General features: G+C 66.8%; 4 protein-coding genes. 2 read left to right on the forward strand and 2 right to left on the reverse strand.

Annotated elements, in window-relative coordinates; translation table 11 throughout:
• Positions 1–68 precede the first annotated feature (68 nt).
• Complete coding sequence (locus AC2VON_RS06045; RefSeq protein ID WP_486952127.1) at positions 69–857, forward strand: crotonase/enoyl-CoA hydratase family protein; 789 nt, start codon at positions 69–71, stop codon at positions 855–857.
• Between the two features lie 56 nt (positions 858–913).
• On the opposite strand, the gene AC2VON_RS06050 is transcribed toward AC2VON_RS06045, so the two are convergent.
• A complete protein-coding gene (locus AC2VON_RS06050; RefSeq protein WP_486952128.1) occupies positions 914–2146 on the reverse strand; it encodes a cytochrome P450 in 1233 nt (410 codons plus the stop codon).
• A gap of 38 nt (positions 2147–2184) precedes the next feature.
• On the opposite strand from AC2VON_RS06050, the gene AC2VON_RS06055 reads away from it, so the two are divergent.
• A complete protein-coding gene (locus AC2VON_RS06055) occupies positions 2185–2910 on the forward strand; it encodes an acetoacetate decarboxylase family protein (protein WP_486952129.1) in 726 nt (241 codons plus the stop codon).
• On the opposite strand, the gene AC2VON_RS06060 is transcribed toward AC2VON_RS06055, so the two are convergent.
• On the reverse strand, positions 2907–4264 hold a 1358-nt coding region (locus AC2VON_RS06060; protein ID WP_486952130.1), incomplete at its 5' end, for an acyl-CoA synthetase. The genes AC2VON_RS06055 and AC2VON_RS06060 overlap by 4 nt on opposite strands.

Genomic DNA, 4264 nt, shown 5'->3' on the forward strand with positions numbered 1-4264 from the left:
GGATCCAAACTAGAACGTGTTACATTTCGACACAAGTCCCGCACAGTGGCGGAGAAAGGCGGACACCCGTGAGCGAGGCGCACGCCCTGGTCGAACAACGCGGTCACACCCTGATCGTGACGCTGAACCGGCCGGCGTCGCGCAACGCGCTGAGCGGCGAAATGATGCAGATCATGGTCGAGGCGTGGGACAGGGTCGACCACGACGACGACATCCGGTGCGCCGTCCTGACCGGTGCCGGTGGGTATTTCTGTGCGGGCATGGACCTCAAAGCGGCCACCGCCAAGCCGCCCGGGGACTCGTTCAAAGACGGCAGCTATGACCCGTCCCGCATCGACGCACTGCTCAAGGGCCGCCGGCTGACCAAGCCACTGATCGCCGCGGTGGAAGGACCCGCGATCGCCGGCGGCACCGAGATCCTGCAGGGCACCGACATCCGGGTGGCCGGCGAAAGCGCCAAGTTCGGCATCTCCGAGGCCCGCTGGAGCCTGTACCCGATGGGCGGTTCGGCGGTACGGCTGGTACGGCAGATTCCCTACACCGTGGCCGCTGAGCTGTTGTTGACCGGCAGGCACATCAGCGCCGCCGAGGCCAAGGAGATCGGGTTGATCGGGCACGTCGTCGCCGACGGGCAGGCGCTGGCCAAGGCGCTGGAGATCGCTGAATTGGTCAACGCCAACGGACCGCTGGCGGTGCGGGCGATCCTGCGGACGATCCGCGAGACGGAGGGCCTGCCCGAGAACGGGGCGTTCGCGATCGACACCCGGATCGGGGTCACGGTGTTCATGAGCGAAGACGCCAAGGAGGGACCCCGCGCGTTCGCCGAGAAACGGGCACCCGAGTTCCGCGGACGCTGATCCCGTCGCCGAGCGTGAAGCTGTTGTGAGTTTCCGGCGGAAAACTCGCAACAGCTTCACGCTCGGCGCAACGGTGCGCTGGGCGTGAACACCACCGGCACCGACTCCGGGCCGCTGACGAAGTTCGCCGGTCGCAGCGGCACAGCGGCCCCGTCCGCGAGCCGCAGATCGGGCATCCGCGCCAGCACCCGCCCGGTCATCAGGCTCAGCTCCAGGCGGGCCAGCTGGTTGCCGGGGCAGAAGTGGGCGCCGAAGCCGAATGACAGATGGCTGTTGGGGTTTCGCTGGATGTCGAAACGCTCCGGAGCGTCGAACACCGACTCGTCGAAATTCGCCGACTCGAACAGCAGCATCATCTTCTCGCCCGCGTGCAGCCGGGTGCCGTGGAACTCGGCGTCGGCGGTCAGGGTTCGGCACATGTTCTTCACCGGCGACGTCCAGCGCAGCATCTCCTCGATGGCGCCGGGCAAAAGGCCCGGGTCGTGGCGCAGCATGTCCCACTGGTCACGGTGGCGCAGCAGCTGTTCGGTGCCGCCGGAGAGCGCGTGCCGGGTGGTCTCGTCCCCGCCGATCAGGATCAGCAGCGTCTCCATCACGATCTCGTCGTCGCTCATCCGGTGACCGTCCACCTCGGCGTTGATGAGAACCGAGTACAGGTCATCGGCGGGTTCGGCGCGCCGTTTGGCGATCATGCCGATGGTGAACGCGGTATAGGCGGCGAAGGCGTCCATCATCGCGCGAGACGTCGGCGACTCGGGGTCTAAGTGTGAGCTCTGCCCGGTCACCAGAGCGTCAGACCACTCCAACAACATGGCGCGTTCCTCGGGCAGCACCCCGAGCATGTCGCCGATCACCGCCATCGGCAGCGGGGCGGCGATGTCGCGGACGAAGTCGCACTCCCCGCGCTCACAGACCGCATCGATCAGCGTGTCACAGAGCTTTTCGATGGACGCCCGCTGGGCGTGCACCCGCTTGCGGGTGAAGCCGGCGTTGACCAGTTTGCGGCGCAGCAGATGCTCCGGGTCGTCCATGTCGATCATGTACGGCATCCCGGGCTGGTCCGGGCGGATGCCCCCGGTGTTGGAGAACAGTTCCGGCTTGCGCTCGGCGTCGATCACGGCCGCATACGTCGACGCCGCGGCCAGGCCGTTGCGGTCCCGGAACACCGGTTCGTTGGCCCGCATCCACCGATAGGCCACCCGCGCCCCGCCGCCCGCGTAGAAGTTGCCGTCGGTCAGGTCGATGTCGGGTTTGGTCTGCGGTATCGCGTCGATCAGCACTCCAGTCATTCCCACTCCTGACTTAGGGTCGGATTACAGTGGACGTCATGGCCGTGTCACAACACACCATCGCCGGCACTGTGCTTACCATGCCGGTCCGGATTCGTCAGGCGGATGTGCATACCGCGATGTTCGGGGTAGCGGCCGAGGCGGCGCAGCGGATGATCGACTACGCCGGACTGCAGGTCTGTCAGCACCGGCCAGGCCGCGCCGTGGTCAACCTGATGCTGGCCCGCTACCTCGACGGCGACCTGGGCCGCTACCACGAGTTCGGCACCGCCGTGATGGTCAACCCGCCGGGCTCGGATGCCCGAGGGTGGCGGGCGCTGGCAACAGCCGGTGCGTTCATCCACCATCTGCCGGTCAACCAGGAGTTCACCTGCGAAGCGGGCCGGGCCATCTGGGGTTTCCCGAAGATCATGGCGGACTTCACCGTTCGCGACGCCAGACGATTCGGCTTCGACGTCAGCGAGAACGGTGCCCGTATCGTCACCATCGAGTTCGGCCGCGGGTTGCCGGTGCCGCCGATATTCACCTCGCGACCGCAGATGCTGACGGCCTACAGCCACACCGACGGCTTCACCCGCGAAGTGCCCTGGGAGATGCGGATTTCCCGGCTGCGCGCCAGACTCGGCGGTGCGACGCTGCGGCTCGGTGAGCATCCCTACGCCCGGGAGCTGGCATCGCTGGGCCTGCCGAAGCGGGCGTTGCTGTCGGCGTCGGCCGGCAACGTGGGGATGGTGTTCGGCGACGCCCGACCGACAGGACGTTAGATCTTGGCTGCCCGGCCCGCCCAATACGGGTCGCGTAGTTGACGTTTGTACAGCTTGCCGTTGGGGTCGCGCGGCATCTCGTCGATGTAGTCGATCGACTTGGGGCACTTGAACTTCGCCAGCCGCCCCCGCGCGTAGTCCAGCAGTTCGGCGGTGAGCGCTGAGCGACTTTCAGAGTCGGCGACGACGCCGCGCGCCCCGTCTATGGGCTGGACGACGGCCTTGATCTGCTCGCCCCAGTCGTCATCGGGCACCCCGAACACCGCCACGTCGACGACCTTCGGGTGCATGATCAGCTCGTTTTCGATCTCGGCAGGATAGACGTTGACTCCGCCGGAGATGATCATGTTGGACTTGCGGTCCTGCAGGTACAGGTAGCCGTCGGAATCGAAATAGCCGACGTCGCCGACGGTGAACAGGTCGCCGGACCGGTTCTCTTCGGTCTTCTTCTCGTCGTTGTGGTAGGAGAAACTGGATCCGGCCATCTGCATGTAGACGGTGCCGGCCTCCCCGGCCGGCACCTCGTTGCCGTCGTCGTCAAGCACCTTGACCACCGAGTAGGACCAGGGCCTGCCGACCGAACCGGGATGGGCCAGCCACTCCGCCGCCGTGATGGTGGTGCCGCCGCCCTCGGTGGCGGCGTAGTACTCGGTGATCACCGGCCCCCACCAGTCCAGCATCCGGCTTTTGACCTCCGGCGGGCACGGCGCCGCACCGTGGATGACGTTGCGCAGCGACGACAGGTCGTAGCGGCTCCGCACCTCCTCCGGCAACGCCAGCAGCCGGCGGAACTGGGTGGGCACCATGTGGCTGTGGGTGACCCGGTGCTGCTCGATGAGGCGCAGCATCTCTTCGGGATCCCACTTGTCCACCAACACGACCTTGTGACCCAGTTGCAGAGAGATCGCCGCAAAGTTCAGCACCGCAGTGTGATACAGCGGCGACCCGCACAGGTGCACATGGCCGTCGAAGGGTTGCAGGCCATACTGCGCGAAGAAACCCGCCGCGGCGACCGGGACCTCGTCGGGGTCGGCTCCGGTCAGCGGGCGCTGCACACCCTTGGGTTTGCCGGTGGTGCCCGAGGTGTAGAGCATCGCCGCGCCCATGGTGCGGATATCAGGTCGGCTCGGGGGCTCGTTTTGGCCGAGCGCCGACAGGCCGGTGAAGCCGGCGATCGCGCCGACGGCGAACCGCCGATCGACGGGCAGGCCGGCTTCGTCGGCGGCGATTCGGCATGCTTCGGCAAAGCGTTCGTGGGCGACAAGGACTTTCGCACCGCTGTCGGAGAGGATGTAGCCGATCTCGGGGCCGGTCAAATGCCAGTTGACCGCGACGATGTACAGGCCGGTCTGCA

This window comes from Mycobacterium sp. TH-M82, assembly GCF_057473605.1.

Bases quoted from the DNA above. Each gene is read 5' to 3' on its own strand.
- AC2VON_RS06050 (WP_486952128.1), bottom strand. From the start codon at position 2,146: ATGACTGGAGTGCTGATCGACGCGATACCGCAGACCAAACCCGACATC.
- AC2VON_RS06055 (WP_486952129.1), top strand. From the start codon at position 2,185: ATGGCCGTGTCACAACACACCATCGCCGGCACTGTGCTTACCATGCCG.